The organism is Klebsiella sp. K47, from assembly GCF_051858335.1.
Taxonomy (GTDB): Bacteria; Pseudomonadota; Gammaproteobacteria; order Enterobacterales; family Enterobacteriaceae; genus Klebsiella; species Klebsiella pneumoniae.
Window position 1 is genome coordinate 1 of the sequence record NZ_JBPYUI010000265.1, and the last position, 235, is coordinate 235.

The 235-nt window shown below is 68.5% G+C and carries 1 protein-coding gene; it reads right to left on the reverse strand.

Annotated features, from left to right (window positions below):
• The coding region (locus RRF55_RS27980) for a PAS domain-containing protein (protein ID WP_439419296.1) at window positions 1-235 on the reverse strand (235 nt) is incomplete at both ends.

The window sequence follows — 235 nt, forward strand, 5'->3', positions numbered from 1 at the left end:
CACACCACGCGGCCGTCGCGCAGATTGCGGGTACTGGCCTTGATGTCGGCCCAGCGCTGCTCACCCTGGCGCGTGACGATGCGGCCCTGCCACGACCAGTCCTGGTCGGTGGCCAGCGCCTGGTCCTGCACGCGGTGATAGTCGGCGCGGTCTTCGCTGTGCACAAGGTTGCGCAAGCCCATGTCCGGGTGCTGCAGTTCGATGGGCGAGTAGCCGACCAGGGCCTCGCTGCCTT